This is a genomic window from Aminobacter sp. P9b, assembly GCF_045345995.1.
GTDB classification, from domain to species: Bacteria; Pseudomonadota; Alphaproteobacteria; order Rhizobiales; family Rhizobiaceae; genus Aminobacter; species Aminobacter niigataensis.
Genome location: NZ_CP150082.1, coordinates 3,066,407 through 3,086,636 on the forward strand (window position 1 = coordinate 3,066,407; position 20,230 = coordinate 3,086,636).

The 20,230-nt window shown below is 63.8% G+C and carries 18 protein-coding genes; 15 read left to right on the top strand and 3 right to left on the bottom strand.

What is annotated here, in order from left to right; genetic code table 11:
• The first annotated feature begins 131 nt into the window (after positions 1 to 131).
• A complete protein-coding gene (locus tag WHT83_RS15155) occupies positions 132 to 1,616 on the top strand; it encodes a nucleobase:cation symporter-2 family protein (RefSeq protein WP_406871649.1) in 1,485 nt (494 codons plus the stop codon).
• On the opposite strand, the gene WHT83_RS15160 is transcribed toward WHT83_RS15155, so the two are convergent.
• The 3 genes from WHT83_RS15160 to erpA form a co-directional block, all read right to left on the bottom strand.
• Complete coding sequence (locus tag WHT83_RS15160) at positions 1,555 to 2,889, bottom strand: DUF4375 domain-containing protein (protein WP_406871650.1); 1,335 nt, start codon at positions 2,887 to 2,889, stop codon at positions 1,555 to 1,557. The two genes, WHT83_RS15155 and WHT83_RS15160, sit on opposite strands and share 62 nt — an antisense overlap.
• 71 nt (positions 2,890 to 2,960) lie before the next feature.
• A complete protein-coding gene (locus WHT83_RS15165) occupies positions 2,961 to 3,341 on the bottom strand; it encodes a VOC family protein (RefSeq protein ID WP_406871651.1) in 381 nt (126 codons plus the stop codon).
• 2 nt (positions 3,342 to 3,343) lie between these two features.
• Positions 3,344 to 3,691: an iron-sulfur cluster insertion protein ErpA gene (gene erpA / locus WHT83_RS15170; RefSeq protein ID WP_108608321.1), complete on the bottom strand. Its 348-nt coding sequence runs from the start codon at positions 3,689 to 3,691 to the stop codon at positions 3,344 to 3,346.
• 71 nt (positions 3,692 to 3,762) lie between these two features.
• Here erpA and WHT83_RS15175 point away from each other — a divergent pair, with 71 nt between their 5' ends.
• The 14 genes from WHT83_RS15175 to WHT83_RS15240 all read left to right on the top strand — a co-directional run bounded on the left by WHT83_RS15175 (position 3,763) and on the right by WHT83_RS15240 (position 20,181).
• Positions 3,763 to 4,983 (top strand): deoxyguanosinetriphosphate triphosphohydrolase, encoded by a 1,221-nt coding sequence (locus WHT83_RS15175; protein WP_406871652.1) that lies wholly within the window; start codon positions 3,763 to 3,765, stop codon positions 4,981 to 4,983.
• Positions 4,984 to 5,044: 61 nt separating this feature from the next.
• Entirely contained in the window at positions 5,045 to 6,802 is a 1,758-nt protein-coding gene (argS, locus tag WHT83_RS15180) for an arginine--tRNA ligase (RefSeq protein ID WP_406871653.1), read from the top strand.
• A gap of 106 nt (positions 6,803 to 6,908) precedes the next feature.
• Positions 6,909 to 10,190 carry an SPOR domain-containing protein gene (locus WHT83_RS15185; RefSeq protein ID WP_406871654.1) on the top strand — a complete coding sequence of 1,094 codons (3,282 nt, stop codon included), beginning with the start codon at positions 6,909 to 6,911 and terminating at the stop codon, positions 10,188 to 10,190.
• 120 nt (positions 10,191 to 10,310) lie between these two features.
• Positions 10,311 to 11,330: a beta-N-acetylhexosaminidase gene (gene nagZ, locus WHT83_RS15190; RefSeq protein WP_406871655.1), complete on the top strand. Its 1,020-nt coding sequence runs from the start codon at positions 10,311 to 10,313 to the stop codon at positions 11,328 to 11,330.
• 65 nt (positions 11,331 to 11,395) lie between these two features.
• Complete coding sequence (locus WHT83_RS15195) at positions 11,396 to 12,196, top strand: ScpA family protein (RefSeq protein WP_183262377.1); 801 nt, start codon at positions 11,396 to 11,398, stop codon at positions 12,194 to 12,196.
• Entirely contained in the window at positions 12,193 to 12,927 is a 735-nt protein-coding gene (gene scpB, locus WHT83_RS15200) for an SMC-Scp complex subunit ScpB (protein ID WP_183261579.1), read from the top strand. The genes WHT83_RS15195 and scpB overlap by 4 nt, the downstream gene beginning before the upstream one ends.
• 39 nt (positions 12,928 to 12,966) lie before the next feature.
• Complete coding sequence (locus WHT83_RS15205; RefSeq protein WP_108608314.1) at positions 12,967 to 14,070, top strand: ABC transporter ATP-binding protein; 1,104 nt, start codon at positions 12,967 to 12,969, stop codon at positions 14,068 to 14,070.
• A 35-nt stretch (positions 14,071 to 14,105) separates the two neighbouring features.
• Positions 14,106 to 14,324 carry a twin-arginine translocase TatA/TatE family subunit gene (locus WHT83_RS15210; protein ID WP_108608313.1) on the top strand — a complete coding sequence of 73 codons (219 nt, stop codon included), beginning with the start codon at positions 14,106 to 14,108 and terminating at the stop codon, positions 14,322 to 14,324.
• Positions 14,325 to 14,356: 32 nt separating this feature from the next.
• A complete protein-coding gene (tatB, locus tag WHT83_RS15215; protein WP_108608312.1) occupies positions 14,357 to 15,016 on the top strand; it encodes a Sec-independent protein translocase protein TatB in 660 nt (219 codons plus the stop codon).
• 41 nt (positions 15,017 to 15,057) lie between these two features.
• Complete coding sequence (gene tatC, locus WHT83_RS15220) at positions 15,058 to 15,900, top strand: twin-arginine translocase subunit TatC (RefSeq protein WP_406873988.1); 843 nt, start codon at positions 15,058 to 15,060, stop codon at positions 15,898 to 15,900.
• 57 nt (positions 15,901 to 15,957) lie between these two features.
• Positions 15,958 to 17,262 (top strand): serine--tRNA ligase, encoded by a 1,305-nt coding sequence (serS, locus tag WHT83_RS15225; protein ID WP_406871656.1) that lies wholly within the window; start codon positions 15,958 to 15,960, stop codon positions 17,260 to 17,262.
• 1 nt (position 17,263) lies between these two features.
• On the top strand, positions 17,264 to 18,022 hold the full coding sequence (gene surE / locus WHT83_RS15230; RefSeq protein WP_406871657.1) for a 5'/3'-nucleotidase SurE: 759 nt from the start codon (positions 17,264 to 17,266) through the stop codon (positions 18,020 to 18,022).
• Complete coding sequence (locus tag WHT83_RS15235; protein ID WP_108608309.1) at positions 18,019 to 18,672, top strand: protein-L-isoaspartate(D-aspartate) O-methyltransferase; 654 nt, start codon at positions 18,019 to 18,021, stop codon at positions 18,670 to 18,672. The genes surE and WHT83_RS15235 overlap by 4 nt, the downstream gene beginning before the upstream one ends.
• 261 nt (positions 18,673 to 18,933) lie before the next feature.
• Positions 18,934 to 20,181, top strand: coding sequence for a peptidoglycan DD-metalloendopeptidase family protein (locus tag WHT83_RS15240; RefSeq protein ID WP_406871658.1), 1,248 nt, complete (start codon positions 18,934 to 18,936; stop codon positions 20,179 to 20,181).
• Positions 20,182 to 20,230: the final 49 nt, after the last annotated feature.

Consider the following 20,230-nt stretch of genomic DNA (forward strand, 5'->3'; position numbering starts at 1 on the left):
ACGCGATTATTTCAAATAAATCTTGATAGCCGAATGGCTCGATACAGACGATCCTGCACCATCCCTCGGGAGAAGGGAACCGGTCCTCTTCGGCATTCTTCGGACCGGCTGGCAAAAGGGGAACAAATGCCATGTCCAACAGTCCGCATCCTGTGGACGAGGTGCTACCGGCGCCTCGTCTAACCGCGCTTGGCATCCAGCATGTGCTGGTCATGTATGCCGGTGCAATCGCAGTGCCGCTCATCATCGGGCGTGCGCTCAAGCTCGACCCGGAGCAGGTCGCCTTCCTGATCTCGGCCGATCTGTTCGTCTGCGGCGTCGTCACGATTATCCAGTCCTTCGGCGCGACCCAGTGGTTCGGTATCAAGCTGCCGGTCATGATGGGCGTCACCTTCGCCGCCGTCGGCCCGATGGTTGCCATGGCCAACGCCAACCAGGGGCCCGATGGTGCCCGCATGATCTTCGGCGCGATCATTGGCGCCGGTATTGTTGCACTTCTCATTGCGCCGCTTGTCAGCCGCATGCTGCGCTTCTTTCCGCCTGTCGTGACCGGCACGATCATCGTGGTGATCGGCGCATCGCTGATGCGCATCGGCATCAACTGGATCTTCGGCAATCCGTTCGGCCCGACCGCACCAAAGCTGGTGTCGCCCGAACATGCCGAATGGCTGAAGACGGTGACCGAGATGGCCGCCGCCGCCGGCTCGACCATTCCGCCGCTGCCCGAAAAGCTCGGGCTTGCAGCGTCGGTGTCTAACCCGGCCTATGCGCCGCTGACCAATGTCGGCATCTCGGCAGTTGTCCTTTTGTCGATCCTGGCGATCGCCAGGTTCGGCAAGGGCTTCATGGCCAACATCGCCGTGCTGCTCGGCATCGTCATCGGCGGCGTCATCACGGCGGCGCTCGGCATGATGAGTTTCGACAAGGTGGCGTCCGCCGGCTGGTTCGAACTGGTCACGCCGCTGCGCTTTGGCATGCCGATCTTCGAGCCGATCCTGATCATCACCATGGTGCTGGTGATGATCGTGGTGATGATCGAATCGACCGGCATGTTCCTCGCGCTTGGCGACATGACCGGCAAGAAGGTGACCCAGCCGATGCTCTCGGCCGGCCTGCGTACCGACGGTCTCGGCACCATCATCGGCGGCCTGTTCAACACCTTCCCGTATACGAGCTTCTCGCAGAATGTCGGTCTGGTCGGCGTTACCGGCGTCAAGAGCCGCTTCGTCTGCGTGGCTGGCGGCGTGATCCTAATCATCCTCGGCCTGGTGCCGAAGATGGGCGCCCTGGTCGAGGCGCTGCCGACCTTTGTGCTCGGCGGGGCAGGGCTGGTGATGTTCGGCATGGTGGCGGCGACGGGTATCCGCATCCTTGCCAATGTCGACTTCAAGACCAACCGCAACAACCTGTTCGTGGTCGCCGTCTCTGTCGGCTTCGGCATGATCCCGCTGGTGGCGCCCGATTTCAAGATGTGGATGCCGCATGGCATCCACCCGCTGATCGAGTCGGGCATCCTGCTCGCCTCGGTTTCGGCGGTGGTGCTCAACGCCTTCTTCAACGGCACCAAGGAAAATGAAGCCGAAATCCGCGAAGCGGCGATGGCTTCGGAGGCGTAACACAAGTGCAATCTCGGCGGGTCTGATCCTGCAAGGTCAGACCCGCCGACATTTCCGTCTTTCCGCGGGCCGCGGCAAACGGGTCAGCGCTCCTGCAACGCCTCGGCATGGCTTGTGGCTTCACGCAGCGACAGCGGGCCGTACCTTTCGCCACTGGCGCTGCCGGCAAGGACGATCCCCGCGGCGACTCGACGAGAGCAAAACTCTCCTCGGCGATGACGATCCAGAAGACCGGATTTGGAATGTCGGCTGTCGCGCCCTGCGCCGACATGACCGCATCGTCGACAAGAGGCCGGGCACGCCGCAGCAGAAGGTCACCCGCGGCGGCTACCGGCATCCTCGTCGCATATCGGATCAGTGCCTCGACAGCAGGGCCTTGCACGGTTCCCAGCAACGCGCCGGCAGCGGGCGGCCGATAGTTTCCGAGCGGGTCGCCATGGCCCTCGATATATTCGTAGAGCCGCGCCCCGGCGTCGTCCACCACGGCAAAGCGCATGCCGCCATCGGTGTCCACGACCCAGGCTTTCTCTTGTCTGCCATGGATATCTGTTAGGTAGCCGCCACGAATCCCGGTCAGCGCCTCCGGCGTCCCGACGGCTGCCGCAGCAAGCGCCACGGCCGCGTGCAGCGGATCTGTCACCGAGTGGTGGAAGCGCGCGATACGGGCGGCAGAAAGGCGTTTGCCTCGCCTTGGATTGGCAAGGATGAGAGCTTGCATCTCGGCTTCATAGAATCCGTCTTCGACCTTTCGCAATTCGGGCCATCGCGAAACCCACTCGGCAGCACGCCGGGAGATCGGGTCTGCTTTCTCGGCGGCGTAAAGCCGGTCGTCGAGCTTGTCCAAGGCGGGTGCGCGGCCGCCGGAAAATCCGGTCTGCGCGCTAGCAGCAGCCGGGTTGGCCTCGAACCAGTCAATCATCTCCTGCAGCAGCGCTGCCTGTATGGTCGCGCCCATCGCAAGCAGCCCCGAAAGCGCGTCGGCGAAGATGTGCGGTGCTTTCCGGCCGCTGTTGTGAATGAACTGGCTGTGCCCGCCATTGTTGACCTGGGCCAGATAGAAATCTGCGTGGTAGGCCTGCAAAGCGACGCTGGGCAGTTCGTGGCGATGGTACAGGCCGTGGTCGAAAAGGCTGTTGACGTAGTTGACGACCGCCTGAACGATGTCGTCGTCGCGATATTTGGACTGTTCAAAAGCAGAGGCCGGCAAGATGACTGGCATCGGCGGATCGCCCGAAGGCGGTTGCTTGCGTTTGCCAAAAGTGAACAAGGCCATCTACCAAGTCTCCGATCAATGCTTCCGCGATGCTCGAAGATGCTGGCAAAGAACAGTCAATTTTTGGTTGTTTAAACCCGCCTTTCCACCAGTCCTATCGTATTGCCGGCTGGGTCCTTCAGGAAAGCCATCCATTCGCACTCGCCGGCCGGGCCGAATTCGCCCGCGGCATCGCGATGGACCAGCGTCGGCGCCGTGGTGAAGGCGACGCCGTTGTCGGATGCGGTTTCGTAGAAGGAGTCGAGATCGGAGATGTCGAGGTAGACGGTCGCCTGCGGCACGCCACCGGTGAAGAACAGCCTGACATTGCCGGCGATGATGAAGGCGATGCCGGGCGGGTCGTAGCGGGCGTGCACGGGCAGGCCGAAAACGTCGAGCCAGAAGCCGAGCGTGTCGTCGATGTCGCGGCCGGCGGAGAGCGCAACCTGGCGGAGCGCTCCGACCCGGCGCATGGCTAGATGGAGAAGCTGGTGCCGCAGCCGCAGCCGGCGACCGCGTTGGGATTCTTGATCTGGAACGACTGGCCCATCAGGTCGTCGACAAAGTCGACCACCGAGCCGCCCATATAGACCAGCGACAGGTCGTCGACGAGCAGCGTCGCGCCATCGCGTTCGATGGCGACGTCGTCGTCGTTGCGGCCGTCGACGAGATCGAACTTGTAGGAAAAGCCGGAGCAGCCGCCACCTTCGACCGAGATGCGCAGCGCGATCTTGCCTGGATCGCTGGCGACGATCTTGGCAATCCGCTTCGCAGCGGCTTCGGTCATGTCGACCTTCATGGCAGTCTTGGCATCAGCGCCCATCGGCGTCACCTTGCTTTCGGTTTCTTATGATAGGTATGAAGCCACCTGGGGCAAGTCAACAGGTGGGGAGCATGGCAGGCGAGCGGCAACTTGGCGATATCGGCTTCGGCTACCGGCCGCGCGCGGCCTATGCCTGCGATCCCGCGCGTTCGCGCGGACGCCTGTTCGACGAGGTCGAGAGCCCGACGCGGACGCCGTTCCAGCGTGACCGCGACCGCATCATCCACTCGACCGCCTTCCGCCGCCTCAAGCACAAGACCCAGGTGTTCGTCGCCCATGAAGGCGATCATTACCGCACCCGGCTGACCCACACGATCGAGGTGGCGCAGATCGCCCGCGCTTTGGCCCGTGCCCTGCGCTGCGACGAGGATCTCGCCGAGGCCATCGCCCTGGTCCATGATTTCGGCCATACGCCCTTCGGCCACACCGGCGAGGACGCGCTGAACGAGAAGATGGCGGCCTGGGGCGGCTTCGACCACAACGCCCAGTCGCTGCGCGTGGTGACGCGGCTCGAGAGCCGTTATGCCGAGTTCGACGGGCTCAACCTGACCTGGGAAACGCTGGAGGGGCTGGTCAAGCACAACGGACCGCTCACCGATGCCGCCGGCAACGGCCTGAAAGGGCCGGTGCCACAGGCGATCCGCGACTATTCCGAGTTGCACGACCTCGAACTCGACCGCTTCGCCAGCCTCGAAGCGCAATGCGCGGCGATCGCCGACGACATCGCCTACAACACCCATGACATCGACGATGGCCTGCGTGCGGGCTTGTTGACGCTCGACATGCTCGACGAAGTGGGCCTGCCGGCTTCGATCCTGCGCGGTGTGCGCGAGCGCTATCCTGCACTCGATGCGGTGCGCACCGGCCACGAACTGATGCGCCGCCAGATCACCATGTTTGTCGAGGACGTCATTTCTACAGCTTCCGCAAAGATCACGCTTGTGGCACCGCAAAGCGCCGACGAGGTCAGGTCAGCCAGCGCGGCGATGGTGACCTTTTCCGGCGAGATGGCGGCGTCCGAGAAGGAGCTCAAGGCCTTTCTCTACCGCTACATGTACCGGCATTCGGAGGTGATGCGGGTGCGGGCCAATGCCGACCGGATCGTCAAGGAGCTGTTTGACGCCTACTACGCCGATCCGCGCGCCATGCCGGAGGGCTGGCGTGAGGGGCTCGATCGGGCTGAGGACCGCATCAAGGCCCGCGCTGTCGCCGATTTCCTGGCCGGCATGACCGACACCTACGCGGTCAAGGAACACCGGCGCTTGTTTGACCATACGCCCGATTTGGTTTAGGCCGGGCGCAATTTCCGGCTATTTTGCCGGTTGCCACGCAATGCCACCCAGAGCCGAGCACATGAATATTTTCGCCGATTTCAGCGAGCGGATCACCAAAGCCGTCGAAGCGCTTGAATTGACTCCCAAAGATGGCGGCGCGCTCGACCTGACGCGCATTGCCGTTGAGCCGCCACGCGACGCCACCCATGGCGATCTGGCGACCAATGCGGCGATGGTGCTGGCCAAGCCGACGGGGCAAAACCCGCGCGCGCTGGCCGAACGGCTGGTCGCCGAACTCGCCAAGGACGCCGACGTGGTCAAGGCCGAGGTTGCCGGCCCGGGTTTCGTCAACCTCAAGCTCAAGGACGCGTTCTGGCACAAGCATCTTGCCGATCTTCTGTCGCGCGGCGCCGAATACGGCCGCTCGGGCTTCGGCAACAACAAGCGGGTCAACGTCGAATACGTTTCGGCCAATCCGACCGGGCCGATGCATGTCGGCCACTGCCGCGGCGCGGTGGTCGGCGATGCGCTTGCCAACATCCTCGGCTTTGCCGGCTATGACGTGACCAAGGAATACTACATCAACGACGCCGGCGTGCAGATCGACGTGCTCGGTCGCTCGGTGATGCTGCGTTATCGCGAGGCATTGGGCGACGAGATCGGCGAGATTCCGGCCGGGCTTTACCCGGGCGACTATCTCGTGCCGGTCGGCCAGGACCTCGCCAAGGAGTTTGGCCGCGACCTCCTGCAGAAGCCCGAGGACGAGGCGCTTGCCATCATCAAGGACCGGACCATCGACGCCATGATGGTGATGATCCGCGAAGACCTGGCGCTGCTCAACGTCCGCCACGAGGTGTTCTTCTCCGAGCGCACGCTGCACGCCGACAACGCCAAGGCGATCCGCTCGGCGATCAGCGACCTGACGCTGAAGGGCCACATCTACAAGGGCAAGCTGCCGCCGCCCAAGGGCGAGAAGCCGGATGACTGGGAAGACCGCGAGCAGACCTTGTTCCGCTCGACCGAGGTTGGCGACGACATGGACCGGCCGCTGGTCAAGTCGGACGGTGCATTCACCTATTTCGCCGCCGACGTCGCCTATCTCAAGGACAAGGTCGATCGCGGTTTCGAGGAACTGGTGTTCGTGCTCGGCGCCGATCATGGCGGTTACGTCAAGCGCATGGAAGCGCTGGCGCGCGCGGTTACCGACGGTGCCGTGAAGCTCGACGTGCTGCTCTGCCAGTTGGTCAAGCTGTTCCGCGACGGCGAGCCGGTGCGCATGTCCAAGCGGGCAGGGGAGTTCATCACCTTGCGCGAAGTGGTCGAGGAAGTCGGCCGCGACGCAATCCGCTTCATGATGCTCTACCGCAAGAGCGATGCGCCGCTCGATTTCGATTTCGCCAAGGTCACCGAGCAGTCGAAAGACAACCCGGTTTTCTACGTGCAGTATGCTTCGGCGCGCTGCCACTCGGTGTTCCGGCAGGCGAAGGAACAGCTCAGCGTAGCAGAGTTCGCACGTGCAGGCCTGATCGGGCGAGTCGAACGGCTTGCCGACGAAGGCGAGATCGCGCTCGTCAAGAAGCTTGCCGAGTATCCGCGCCTGATCGAATCCGCTGCCCAGTCGATGGAGCCGCACAGGCTGGCATTCTACCTCTACGATCTCGCCAGCACCTTCCACGGACACTGGAATCGCGGCACGGACAACCCCGACTTACGGTTTGTTAAGGTTAACGATCCAGAATTGACCCATGCCAGACTCGGGCTGGTGCAGGCTGTTTCGGACGTCTTGACGTCGGGCCTGGCGTTGATCGGGGCGGATGCGCCGACCGAAATGCGCTAGGTTAACAGAGGCTTTCTGTCACCTTTTGCCCACATTGCGCTGGTAAGGGCCAACCTTACGCGACGTTCATGGCGTCCGAAAAAAGTGCGAGAGTTCGGGAAAAAGAATGGCAGACAGACCCCAGCTGAAGATCGCCGATAAGAACGATTTCGCCGATGAAGATCCGTTCGCCGAGCTGACGAGGATCATGGGCTTCGATCCGCGCCAGCCTGTGGTGCGCCAGGATGTTGGTGCGCCCGCTGCTCGTGTCGAGCCGGCGATGGACGACGATTTCGGCATCGACCTGGAAAAGGAATTGCTTGGCGAACTGGCCGGCGACGATCTGGTGGCAGCACCGGAGCGTGACGCGCCCGCGGCCTATGTTCAGGCTGACGCGCCGTCCGCCTACGCGCCCGTCGAGGCTGGTTTCGAACAGTCTGGCTATGGCCGCGCGCAGGAACCGGAATTCGTCTCCGACGCCTCGTTCGACGATGCGGTTGCCGCATCCTTTGAGCAGGAGTTTTCGCTCGAGGACGAGTTGCTGCGCCCTGAAGACCAGGCGTATGCGGTCGAGCCGGCCTATGCCGTTGAGCCCGCTTTCGCCGCCGAGCCCGCTTTCGCCGCCGAGCCCGCTTTCGCCGCCGAGCCGGCTTATGCAGTGGAGCCGACTTTCGCGGTTGAACCAGCCTATGCGCCCGTGGCCGATGTCGCGGCCGAAGCGGCGTTCGACGATGCCGTCGCCGCCTCCCTCGACGAACATTTCACGCTCGAAGAGCTGCCGATCGAGGAGACTGCCGCCCAGGTCGAGGCGCCGATTGCCTACCAGGCTCCCCTCGAAACCGATCTCGATGCTGAATTCGATGTCGCCCTTGCCGATGTCGACATGGATTTTGCTCCCCATGATGGTGCGGACTATGTTGCTGATGGTGCGGACTATGCTGCCGGGAGCGAGGCCGACGATCAGCTGACGCTTGGCGAATATCAGCCGGCCGAGGCTGAAATTGCTTTCTCCCACGAGGACCTGGTCGAAGAACAGCAAGCAGTGGCGGCCCCCGTCGCCCAGGCCCAGGACTACGACGAGTTCGAGCGTCGCTTGCAGGACGCCCTGCGCGACGAAGAGCCTGCCTACGAGGCTGCTGTCGCTCAGGAGCCGGCCTATGAGCCCGAGATTGCACCGGCAGCTGCCGTCGCAGAAGACACCAGCCTCGAGGACGAGCTGAACGCGCTGCTCGGAACCATGAGCAGCCAGGCCAAGGCCCTTTCCGAGCCTGCACCGCTTCGCGTCGAAGAGCCTGCTGCCGTCGAACCGGAGCCGGCGTTCACCAGCTCATTCTGGGCGCCCGAGCAGCCCGCTGAAATCGAGCCGCAGTCGGTTGAAGACGCCGACTATGCGACGTCCTACGCCGATGACGCTCAGCAGATCGAGGATTTCGCAGCCACGGATGATGCGGCTGCTGTCGCATCCGATGCCGGCTACACCGAGCCCAGCTATGACCAGCAGGCCGACGTCGATGTCAATTTCGACGACGATGCTTTCGACATGGCTTTCGAACGCAGCGTGGCAACGGCTGCGACCGAAGCCGTCGCGCCTGCCGTAATCGCGCCTGCAGCTATCGCTGCGGCAGCAGATCGGCCGCTTGCTGCTTCGCGCTACGAGCAGGCCCGCAGTTGGGGTCTGGGCACACCAGTGGCTCCGCGTGCATCGACGCCTGTCGCCGAGACGCAGCCGAGCTATCAGCCCGAGACCTATGCTGCGCCCGCGGAAGCCTATGCTCCTGCGGAAGCCTTTGCGCCGACGGCCGAGCCCGAGCCCTACGTGCAGCAGGCCGAGCCGGCCGCCGACGTTGCCGACGATCTCGAAGCCGAATTGTTCGCCGCCGTTTCGTCCTTCGACGATGCGCCAGACGTGGAGACAGTGGACGTGCCGGAGAAGGCCGTCGCGCTTGCCGACGATCTCGACATTCCCGAACTGTCCTTCGAAGACGATGCGCCGCCGGCGCCGGCCTACGATGATCTCGACAGCGAATTCTCGAATCTCATGAACGAGATGAACGCTCCCGAGGCAAGCAAGCCGTCGGCTTCGTCGAGCTACGAGCCCAATCCTTATGCCAGCGGGTTCGATCGCAAGACGCTGCGCGATGGCGATGCGTCGCAGCCGATTGAATTTCCCTCGGAGGCAATTGCAGCCGCTGCTACCGCTGGCGCGGCCGCCATGTATGCCGGGCGCCAGTCCCAGGCGCAGCAGGGCGACGATCGACTGACCGGATTTGACCTTGGTGGCATGCACCAGGGACGCGGTTCCGCGCCGCGCGAGCAGGCACCGGTTGACGACTTCGACTACGACCCGGATTTTGACGAAGCCATGGAAGCGCTGCCCGGCTCGCCGGCCGCAGCCCGTCCGGCCCGTCGCGGCCTGATGATCGCCGCCATCGTCGGTGCGGTCGCCGTTGTCGGCGGCATCGGCGCCTGGGGACTGTCCTTCGGCGGCAGCGAAGACGCTGGGGCGCCTGTCATCGTCAAGGCTGACGGGACGCCAATCAAGGTCAAGCCGGAAAATCCGGGCGGCATGACCGTGCCGAACCAGGACAACAAGGTCTACGACCGCGTTGCAGGCGGCGCCGCCAACGGTGCGCCGGCGCAGGAAAAGCTGGTCACCAACACGGAAGAGCCGATCGACGTGGTGGCGCAGGACGCCGAGGCACGCGCCAACGACACGCTGCCGCTGGATGCGGACGAGACTGCCGATGCGCCGCTGCCGAAGGCAGAGGATCGGGTCGCGCAGGCGGCTCAGGCCGACCAGCCCGACGCCAGCACCGAGACTGCCGCTGTTGCACCGCGCAAGGTCCGTACCATGGTGGTGAGGCCCGACGGCACCCTCGTGCCGCGCGAAGATCCGGCACCTGCTGCCGTGGCCGCAGCCGAGCCCAACGATCCGGCGCCGCAGCGCGTTGCCGAGCCTGCCAGCGAGGCCACCGGCACGGTGCCTTCGCAGCCCGCGCTTGCGCCGGTTGCCAACACCCAGGCGGCTGCCCAGTCGGCAAATACGCCTGCTTCGGCTCCGATCGCGCCGCAGCGTCCTTCTGAACAGCCCGTCAACGTCGTCGGCGAGGTCAAGCCGGACCAGGTCGCAGCCCTTGCACCGTCGGCCCCGACCGCAGCAGCCTCGGGCGCATGGGCGATGCAGATCGCCTCGCAGCCGAGCGAAGCCGCGGCCAAGTCGACTTACGCCGATCTGGCGCGCCGCTACGGTAGCGTGCTCAACGGCCGCGAGGTCAGCATCGTCAAGGCCGAGATCGCCGGCAAGGGCACCTTCTGGCGCGTCCGCGTGCCGGCCGGCACCCGCAACGACGCGGTTAGCCTGTGCGAGAGCTACAAGGCTGCAGGCGGCAACTGCTTCGTCTCGAAGTAGGCTTGCGACTTTCCAACCGGCAAACGGCGCGGCATCTGCTGCGCCGTTTTTCGTTTCCGGCTCGCCGGCCGCAAATGGCAGCCGATTCTATCTCATCCAAAAAGGCGCTAAGCTCCTGACATGACCGAATCAAAGTCCATCATCCTTGGCTGTGCAGGCCTGTCGCTCACCGCTGAAGAGATTGCCTTCTATCGCCGGGAGCGGCCGTGGGGCTTCATCCTCTTTGCCCGCAACGTCAAGGAGCCGGAGCAGATTCGCGATCTCGTCGCCGCCATGCGTGACAGCGTCGGTCGTCCGGACGCCCCTGTCTTCATCGACCAGGAGGGTGGGCGCGTGCAGCGCCTGCGCCCGCCACTGGCGCCGAACTATCCCGCAGGCGGCGCGCTTGGCGCGCTCTATCGCAGCGACCGCGAGGCGGGCCTGAGGGCAACGTGGCTGCTCGCGCGCCTGCATGCCTTCGATCTCGCCCGCTACGGCATCACTGCCGACTGCCTCCCGGTGCTGGATGTTCCGGTCGAGGGCGCCAGCGACGTCATCGGCGCGCGTGCCTACGGCAAGGACCCCGAGAGCGTTACGGCACTCGGCCGCGCCGCTGCCGAGGGGCTGCTTTCAGGCGGCATCCTGCCGGTCATGAAGCACATTCCAGGCCATGGCCGCGCCTTTGCCGATACCCATTTCGAATTGCCGACGGTGGACACGCCGCTCGACCAGCTGCGCGCGCACGATTTCGCGCCGTTCAAGGCGCTGAACCATTTGCCAATCGCCATGACCGCGCATGTCATCTTCAGCGCCGTCGATCCGTCAGCACCTGCGACCACGTCGCGCAAGGTCATCGAGGCGATCGTGCGCGGTGAGATCGGCTTCGACGGCCTCCTGGTCAGCGACGACACTTCGATGAAGGCACTTTCTGGGGATTTCCCGTCAAAGTCGGCGGCGATCCTTGCGGCGGGCGTCGATCTTGTCCTTCATTGCAACGGGGTGATGGAGGAGATGGAGGGCATCGCCTCGCGGGCGACGGCACTTTCCGGGAAGTCGCTTGAGCGCGCTGAAAAGGCCCTTGCCGCGGTCAAGGCGGGCGACGGCCACGATGAAGCGTCGCTTCGGGCGGAATTCGGACAATATTTCGAGGCAGTTGCATAGCCTCTCAAGGAGAAGGCACGGATTTGGCGGACGCATTGGAAAGCAAGGCCCAAAAGCCAGCACCGATGGACCGCCTGTGGGCGGAGAACGCCGACGAGCGCATGACGGACGATCCGTCGCTGGTCGTCGACGTCGCCGGCTTCGAAGGCCCGCTCGACCTCCTGCTGCACCTGGCGCGCAGCCAGCGGGTGGACCTGTCGCGCATTTCGATCCTGGCGCTTGTCGAGCAGTACCTCATCTTCGTCTCGCAGGCGCGGGCCTTGCGGCTGGAGCTTGCCGCCGACTATCTGGTCATGGCGGCGTGGCTCGCCTTCCTCAAGTCGAAGCTCTTGATCCCCAAGCTGCCGGGCGATGAAGGCGAAAGCGGCGAGGAACTGGCGGCCGTGCTGCAGTTCAGGCTCAAGCGGCTTGAAGCCATGCGCGATGCCGCCTCGCGGCTGGTCAACCGCAACCGGCTCGGACGCGACGTCTTCCAGCGCGGCGCGCCGGAACTCGTCATCATCGACAAGCGCAACGAATACTCGGCCTCGCTTTACGACCTGTTGAGCGCCTATGCCGGCCAGCGGCAGCGCCAGGCCATCACCAACGTGCAGATCGCCAAGCGCGGCGTCTGGTCGCTCAAGCAGGCGCGCGACATCTTGGCCCGCATGGTCGGTGAATTGAAGGACTGGACCGCGCTCGACCATTTTCTCATCCGCTACATGACCGGCCCGGAGGAGCGCGCAACAGCGCTTGCCAGTTCCTTCGCCGCGAGCCTCGAAATGGTTCGCGACGGCAGCGTCGAAATCCGCCAACACGAGCCATTCGCGCCGATCTATCTGCGCGAACGCCAATCCGCCCCCCGGCAGACCGAAGGTGCTTCATGACCGAAGGATCAAACGTCGTTCCGTTCTCCCTCGACGACGAGGATGGCGATGCCGTCGAACGCAACCCCGCGGTACGGCTGCATCTCGCCGAGGCCGTACGCATGGCCGAGGCGATCGTCTTCGCCAGCGCCGAGCCGGTGAGCGAGCGGCAGCTTGTTTCGCGACTGCCCGAAGGCATCGACGTGCCTGCGGCGATGGCCGAACTGCAGCGCATCTACGAGCGCCGCGGCGTCAATCTGGTCAAGGTCGCGGATTCATGGGCCTTCCGCACCGCCGGCGACCTGGCATTCCTGATGAGCCGGGACACCGTCCAGCAGAAGAAGCTGTCGCGCGCGGCACTCGAAGTGCTTTCGGTGATTGCCTACCACCAGCCGGTGACACGCGCCGAGATCGAAGACATCAGGGGCGTCGAAACTTCCAAGGGTACGCTCGACACGCTGATGGAAACCGAGTGGGTGCGCATGCGCGGCCGCCGCAAGACACCGGGCCGACCGGTCACCTATGGCACCACCGACAAGTTCCTCGATCATTTCGGCCTCGAGGAAATACGCGATCTGCCCGGCATGGAAGAGCTGAAGGGAGCAGGGCTGCTCTCCACGCGCATGCCGCCCGGCTTCTCGGTGCCGTTGCCGCCGTCCGACCCTGACCTGCTCACCGAAGATGAGGATCCGCTGACGGACATCGATCTTGAGGAGCTTGGCCTGTTGACACCCCGCGTCACAGATGATTGACCGGCGCCGGTGTGGAACCGGCCCTGCGAGGTCCATTCTGTGACGACCAATCAAGCCCAGACGGTTTCCCGCGTCACCGCGGGCGTGACTTTTGCCGCACGCCTGGCTTTCGAAAATATCCGACATTCTTTCGCCAATGGCGCCGAGACGCTGCGCGGCGTCAGCCTTGCCGCTGAACCGGGTGAGGTTCTGTGTCTGCTTGGCCCCTCCGGTTCGGGCAAGACGACGCTGCTGAGGATCGCCGCCGGCATTGAGGCCCAGACATCCGGCCAGGTGATGCTCAACGGCAAGGAAATTGCCGGTCCCTCGGTATTCCTGCCGCCGGAACAGCGCTCGATCGGCCTGGTTTTCCAGGATTTCGCCCTGTTTCCGCATTTGACCATCCTGGACAATGTCCGTTTTGGGCTGACTGCCCTGTCGCGGGACGAGGGCAAGCGCGAGGCCTTGATCGCGCTCAACCGCGTCGGCCTCGAGCACTATGCCGACAACTACCCGCACGCGCTGTCCGGCGGCGAGCAGCAGCGCGTCGCCCTTGCCCGTGCGCTCGCGCCGCGGCCGGCAGTGCTGTTGATGGACGAGCCGTTTTCCGGCCTCGATTCGCGGCTAAAGGATACGGTGCGCGCCGAGACGCTGGCAATTCTGCGCGAAAGCCGGGCAACCGCGATCGTCGTCACCCACGACGCCGAGGAGGCGATGCGCATGGGCGACCGCATCGCCCTGCTGAAGGACGGCCAACTGGTGCAGACGGGCAGGGCGGACGACCTCTACCTCAGGCCGGCAAATCTGTTCGCCGCCGGCTTCTTCTCGGAGTTGAATGTCTTTTCGGCCAGGGTTGTCGATGGTTATGCAGATACACCGGTCGGCGAGGTCGAAACGTCGGTCGCCGACGGTACCCAGGTATCGGTAGCCGTGCGCCTGACCGGCATCGACGTCAGCGAAGACACCGGCGAGACTCAGGCGCGCATCATTTCGCGCCGCTATCTCGGCGTCGTCGAATTGCTGGAGCTTGCGGTGCCGGGAGCGGAGACGCCGGTCAGGGCGCGTGTGCGCTGCGGCGCTTTGTCCGTAAAAGCTCGTGATATATGGCTGTCGCTTCGGAAAGCGGATGTTCTAGTGTTTGAATCTGGAAGCGAAAGAGCCTAGATCAATCGCAGGGAAACTGTTCAAGAGAGAGTTCAATGGGTTCGTTTTCAATCTGGCACTGGCTGATCGTTCTGGTCGTCGTGCTGCTGCTGTTTGGCCGTGGCAAGATCCCCGAACTGATGGGCGACATGGCCAAGGGCATCAAGAGCTTCAAGAAGGGCATGTCGGACGAGGAAGCCGACGATGCCAAGACGGTCGAGCATCGCAACGACGAGGCCGTAAACTCGACCAAGGAAAAGGCCAGCAAGAGCTGACCATAGTCTCTTGCTAGCCGGATCGCACCGACATGTTTGAAATCGGCTGGACCGAAATGCTGGTGATTGCGGTCGTCATGATCGTGGTCGTCGGCCCGAAGGATTTGCCCAAGATGCTCCGCACCATAGGGCGGATGACCACCAAGGCACGGTCCATGGCGGGCGATTTTCAGCGCCAGTTCAACGAGGCGCTGAAAGAAGCCGAACTCGACGACGTCAAGAAGTCGCTCGACGATCTCAAGGGCCTCAATCCGGCCAATGAGATCAGGAAGCAGCTCAATCCGTTCGAAAAGGCGGCTGCCGACGTGCGCGCCGGGCTCGATTCTGCGATGAAGCCGTCGCAGCCGGCAGCACCCGCTGACCCGGCGTCTAGTTCCGTGCATTCGGCCGAGCCGTTGAAGAACGGCGCAACCGTCATGCCGGGCGTGGCCGGACCGGAGGCAATGCCGGCAGCGCCGGTTGTCCCGGCCGTCGAAATCAAGGCTATGCCGTTGCCGGTTGCCGAAGCGCCTGCCAATGCTGCCAAGGCGGCAACAAAGCCGAAAGCGGCCGCGAAGCCCAAGGCTGCGGCGCAAGCCAAGGCCAAGGCAAGTCCAGCCAAGCCGGCCGCCGCCAAGGCAGCGCCGGCAAAGGCTGCTGCGCCCAAGAAGACCGTCGCCAAGACGACGACCAAAGCAGGAAAAGCCTCGTGAGCGCCGAAGACGACGAGATCGAAAAGTCCTCGGCCCCGCTGATGGAGCATCTCATCGAGCTGCGCACGCGGTTGATGTGGTCCATCGGCGGCTTCTTCGTCGCCTTCCTGGTCTGCTTCTTCTTTGCCAAGCAACTGTTCAACCTGCTGGTTATCCCGTTCAAATGGGCGACCGGCTGGGCTGGTCTCGACCCGCAAAAGGTCGAGCTCATCTACACGGCGCCGCAGGAATTCTTCTTCACCCAGATCAAGCTCGCCATGTTCGGCGGCCTTGTGATCGCGTTTCCGGTGATCGCCTCGCAGATCTACAAGTTCGTCGCCCCCGGCCTCTACAAGAACGAGCGCGCCGCTTTCCTGCCGTTCCTGATCGCTTCGCCGGTGCTGTTCCTGATGGGGGCGTCGCTGGTCTACTTCTTCTTCACCCCGATGGTGATGTGGTTCTTCCTCGCCATGCAGCAGACCGGCGGCGAAGGCGAGGTACAGATTTCGCTGCTGCCCAAGGTGTCGGAATATCTCAGCCTGATCATGACGCTGATCTTCTCCTTCGGCCTCGTGTTCCAGCTGCCGGTGGTGACGACGTTGATGGCCCGCGTCGGTATGGTGACGTCGCAGGGATTGGCCGACAAGCGCAAATGGGCGATCGTGATCGCCTTCGTGGTTGCCGCCGTGCTGACGCCACCCGATCCGGTCAGCCAGATCGGCCTTGCCCTTCCCACGATCCTTCTTTACGAGATTTCCATCTGGACCGCCCGGATGATCGAAAAGAAGCGCGAGCAGGAGCGCGTGGCGAGCGAGACGCAGAGCGAGGGCGACAACCCCGCCGAGCAGACGCAAGCAGCACCGACCTCGCTCGAAGGCACAGGCAGCGGCACGAAAGCCGGCTGACAGCCCGATCCGCCGTCGCGGTCGTTTCGACAACCGCCGCGACCGGAAAATTTTTAAATGCTTGATATCAAATGGATTCGCGAGAACCCTGAAGCTCTAGTCGAAGCGCTGACCAAGCGTGGGCAGCCGGCTTCGGTCGCGAGCTCGACGGTGGACGACCTGATCGCCAAGGATGAGGCGCGGCGAGCCCACGTTTCGAAGCTGCAGGAGGCGCAGGAGCGCCGCAATGCCGCGTCGAAAGAAATCGGCAACGCCATGCGCAATGGTGATTCCGCCCTGGCAGAGAAGCTGAAAGCCGAAGTCGCCGAGATCAAGGGCTTCATCCAGGATGGCGAGGGCCTCGAACGCGAACTCGACAAGGCACTCGATTCGGCTCTTGCGATTATTCCCAACGTTCCGCTGCAGGACGTTCCCGTCGGAAAGGACGAGAACGACAATGTCGAACTGCGCAAGGTCGGCAAGGTCATGCCGCGCCCGAACTGGGTGAAGGAGCATTTCGAGATCGGCGAGGCGCTCGGCCTGATGGACTTCGAGCGTGCCGCCAAGCTTTCGGGCGCGCGTTTCACCGTGCTGAAAGGCCAGCTTGCCCGGCTCGAACGCTCGCTCGGCCAGTTCATGCTGGACCTGCATACGACCGAACACGGCTACACCGAAGTGCAGCCGCCGCTTCTGGTGCGCGACGAGGTGCTGTTTGGCACCAACCAGCTGCCGAAATTCGAGGAAGACCTGTTCTTCGTGCCGCATGGCGACAGCCGCCTCGGCCTGATCCCCACCGCCGAAGTGCCGCTGACCAATCTCGTGCGCGAGGAAATCCTTGCCAGCGAGCAGCTGCCGATGCGCTTGACGGCGCTGACGCCCTGCTTCCGCTCGGAAGCTGGCTCGGCGGGCCGCGACACGCGCGGCATGCTGCGCCAGCACCAGTTCTACAAGGTCGAGTTGGTCTCGATCGTTGATGCCGAAAGCGCGCTTGCCGAGCATGACCGCATGACCGACTGCGCCGAGAACGTGCTCAAGATGCTTGGCCTGCCGTTCCGCACTGTCGTGCTGTGCACCGGCGACATGGGCTTCGGCGCACGCAAGACCCATGACATCGAGGTCTGGCTGCCGGGTCAGAATACCTACCGCGAGATTTCTTCCTGTTCGGTGTGCGGTGACTTCCAGGCGCGGCGCATGGATGCCCGCTATCGTCCGAAGGAAGAGAAGGGCACGCGCTTCGTGCACACCCTCAATGGCTCGGGTGTCGCCGTTGGTCGTGCGCTGATCGCCGTCATCGAGAATTACCAGAACGAGGACGGCAGCGTAACCATTCCTGAAGTGCTGCTGCCTTACATGGGTGGCCTGACCAAGATCGAAGCGAAGTGACATGCGCATTCTGCTGACCAACGACGATGGCATCCATGCCGAAGGGCTTGCTGTCCTGGAGCGCATCGCCAACCAGCTGTCGGACGACGTTTGGGTGGTGGCGCCCGAGACCGACCAGTCGGGCTACGCCCATTCGCTGTCGATCTCGGAACCACTGCGGTTGCGCAAGATCAGCGACAAGCACTACGCGGTGAATGGCACGCCGACCGACTGCGTCATCATGGGCGCGCGGAAGATCCTGCCCGAGGCGCCGGATCTGATCCTGTCGGGCATCAATTCGGGCCTCAACGTTGCCGACGACGTGACCTATTCGGGCACGGTCGCCGGTGCCATGGAGGGCGCGCTGATCGGCATTCGCTCGATCGCGCTGAGCCAGGCCTATGTCTACGAGAACGAAGAGCGCATCGTGCCTTACGAGACGGCGGAAGCGCTGGCGCCGGCGCTACTCAGGAAGCTGATCGCCACCGAGCTGCCGATCGGCGTGCTGCTCAATGTCAATTTCCCGAACTGCCCGCCGGAAGAGGTGACGGGTCCTGTTGTGGCGAGCCAGGGCAAGCTGTCCTACGGCATCTGGGTCGAGGAGCGCCGCGACGGCCGCAGCCTGCCATATTACTGGCTGCGATTCGGCCGCGACGAGCCGGAGGTCAAGCCGGGCACCGATTTGCATGCCGTACGCAACAAGCAGATTTCGGTCACACCGCTCAAGCTCGACATGACGGCGCATGAACTGCGCGATCAACTGGCCAAGGCAATTGCATGAACATGATGCCGGACGATCGTGAAGGCTTCGCCGCCTTTCTTCTTCGCCTGCGTGGGCGCGGCATCGTTCCGAAAAATCTCATCGCCGCTTTCGAGGCAACGCCAAGGCGGGATTTCATCGCCGGGCAATTCCATTCCATGGCCTGGTCGGATCGCATGCTGCCGATCGAATGTGGCGAAGCGATCGAGGGCGCCGACCTTCAGGCCGCGGTGATTGCCGCCCTCAACATCGAGCCGGGCAACCGCGTGCTCGAGGTCGGCACCGGTACGGGCTACACGGCTGCCGTGATGGCGCGGCTGGCCGGGCGCGTCATCACTGTCGACCGCTTCAAGACACTAGCCGAGCAAGCGCGCCAGCGCTTCGAATTGCTCGGCATCAACAACGCGCTGGTGCGCCAGGCCGACGGCTCGAACGGGCTGCAAGGCGAGGGGCCGTTCGACCGCATCGTGGTATGGGCCGCCTTCGACAGCCATCCGCGCATGTTTGTCGACCAACTGTCGAGCGGCGGCACGATGATCGCGCCGATCGGTCCTGAAGAGGGCGAGCAGGTGCTCTGCAAGCTGACCAAGATCGGCAGCCGATTCGAACGCGAAGACCTGGGCGTCGTTCGGCTCCAGCCCCTGGCGCGTGGCGTCGCTGCCGTAATCTAGGCATTGAGCGTCAGGCAACGCTGGCCTGACCTGAGCCTCGGCACGCCCAGCCTATCCCATGAGCCTCCCGCATCTGTCCGATTGAAACCCGGCCACCCCCGGCTTGACTGCTATCGCGACGTGGCTTGCGAAGCTTTTGATTTATTTGATCCCCTTAACCGGCCGGTAACATTAACGCGCTTTAATCAAGCCTAGTTGGTATCGGGTAAAGCGCGGGTCAGTGCGATGCGTTTCAGTATTTTGAAGGCGAATAGACGCTCTATGGCGCGCAGTGGCGCCGTTCTGCTGGTTGCCGGCATGGCGGCAGGCTGCAGTTCCGGAGTGTCGCGATTCGGCGGCGGTGGCGTCGACGACATCTTTACGGCATCGACGCCCAATCAGCGTTCGATCATCAGCCAGCAACAGCAGCCCTATCCGGGTGAGACCCAGGCAGCGCCGCTCGCGGCCAGCAATTCAGGTTCGGTGAGCCGCGGCAGCCTGGAGCCTGTCTCTTCGCAGCCGCTGCCGGCTCCCGCAGTTGCCCAGGCTCCGGCAATGGCTCCGGCTCCGGTCCGCACGGCCCAGGCTCCCGCCTTGGCGCCGGCCGTCGATCGTACGACGACGTCGACGGTCGCCCAGGCCCCCGCCCAGGACAATGTGCTCAAGGTGCCCGGCAAGAAGCCCCTGCCGGCCAACCAGCAGCCACTTTCCACGGACAAGGTTGCGGTGTTGCCGCAGCAGCCCAAGACCAAGGAAAATGGCGCGCTCGCTCAGGTCGACTCTTCGGCTGACAAGAATGCCAAGCCTACGGGCACTGGCAGCAGCTACAAGGTGGCCGAAGGCGACACGCTCAACCGCATTGCCAACAAGCTCGGCGTCACCACGGCTGCTCTCAAGCAGGCCAACGGCCTGCAGGATGGCCGCATCCGTATCGGTCAGTCGCTGAAGGTGCCCGGTGCCGCCACCACGACCATTGCCAAGGCAGCGCCGGCCGCTGTCGATCCGGTGGTGACCAGCTCGCCTGCTCCGGCCAAGCCGGCCGTTACGGCAGCCAAGCCCACCGAAGCGCCAACGGTCGCAGCCTACACGCCGCCGAAGAAGGACAAGTTGGTGCAGCAAGCCGAAGAATCGGCCGAAGCTGCACCGAATGCCACCGGTATCGACCGCATGCGCTGGCCGGTGCGTGGTCGGGTCGTTTCCAGCTACGGCAAGGGCGGCGGCAAGTCGAATGACGGCATCGACATCTCTGTGCCGGAAGGCACGCCGGTCAAGGCAGCCGAAAACGGCGTCGTCATCTATGCCGGCGACGGGCTCAAGGAATTCGGCAACACGGTGCTGGTGCGCCACGAGAACGGCCTCGTGACTGTCTATGGTCACGCGAGTCAGCTCAAGGTGCAGCGCGGCCAGAAGGTCAAGCGTGGCGACGAGATTGCGCTTTCCGGCATGAGCGGTTCCACCGATGCGCCGAAGTTGCATTTCGAAGTGCGCAAGAACTCTACGCCGGTCGATCCGAACGGCTTCCTGGAATAGCGGGTACCCTGACCTCCAATTCGCCCGCCAGCTTCGCCCGTCCCGACCA